This window comes from Pseudoalteromonas sp. S1727, assembly GCF_005886375.1.
Taxonomy (GTDB): Bacteria; Pseudomonadota; Gammaproteobacteria; order Enterobacterales; family Alteromonadaceae; genus Pseudoalteromonas; species Pseudoalteromonas haloplanktis.
In genome coordinates this window covers 1-379 of record NZ_PNDT01000164.1, presented here as the reverse complement: position 1 = coordinate 379, position 379 = coordinate 1, and the positions used below count along the sequence as shown (strand labels likewise).

1 protein-coding gene is annotated in these 379 nt (G+C 48.3%); it reads left to right on the top strand.

Translation table 11 applies throughout. The features are described from left to right. On the top strand, positions 1 to 379 hold a 379-nt coding region (locus CWB85_RS21200; protein WP_138555959.1), incomplete at both ends, for a putative Ig domain-containing protein.

The window sequence follows — 379 nt, the reverse complement described above, 5'->3', positions numbered from 1 at the left end:
CCAAGTTGGGCGAGCTTTGATAGCAGCACAGGGCAGCTATCTGGCACCCCGAGTAATGATGATGTGGGTGTAAATAATAACATTATTATCTCCGTATCAGACGGCGCGATCACCACAGCATTGAGTAGTTTTAACCTCACGGTAAATAACATCAATGATGCACCCACAATCAGTGGCACACCAAGCATCACGGTGAGTGAAGACAGCCCGTATCAATTTACCCCTACCGTGAGCGATATTGATGGCGACAGTTTAAGCTTTAGTATTATCAATAAACCAAGCTGGGCCAGCTTTAATACCAGCACTGGTGAGTTATCGGGTACACCGGATAACAGCCATGTGGGCAGTTATGCAGCGCTGACCATCCTGGTGGGGGAGG